Source organism: Mesorhizobium sp. M8A.F.Ca.ET.207.01.1.1 (assembly GCF_004794715.1).
Lineage (GTDB): Bacteria > Pseudomonadota > Alphaproteobacteria > Rhizobiales > Rhizobiaceae > Mesorhizobium.
Genome location: NZ_SRUS01000448.1, coordinates 1 through 309 on the forward strand (window position 1 = coordinate 1; position 309 = coordinate 309).

The 309-nt window shown below is 69.9% G+C and carries 1 protein-coding gene; it reads left to right on the forward strand.

The annotated features are described in order from the left end of the window. Window positions 1–309 (forward strand): Ig-like domain-containing protein (locus tag EN850_RS35305; protein ID WP_136093055.1); only part of this gene is annotated, 309 nt, incomplete at both ends.

Consider the following 309-nt stretch of genomic DNA (forward strand, 5'->3'; position numbering starts at 1 on the left):
CGACTACACGCTCAGCAACCCGTTCGGCGCATCGGCCCCGGCGCGGATCAGCATCAACGTCAATCCACGCCCGGTGGCACCGGCACTGAACGCTTCGGCGATTGCCGGCACCGTGCTCAACGTGGACCTGACCACGACCGCACGCGGCGGACCGTTCACCGCCGCCAACGTGGTGTCGGTCTCGCCGGCCGAAGCGGGTACCGCCAGCATCTCCGCCAGCGGCACCGGCTACACGCTGGCCTTCACCGCGGCGGCGACCTTCGGGGGTGCGGTGCGCATCACCTACACGCTGAGCCATGCCTTCGCCAC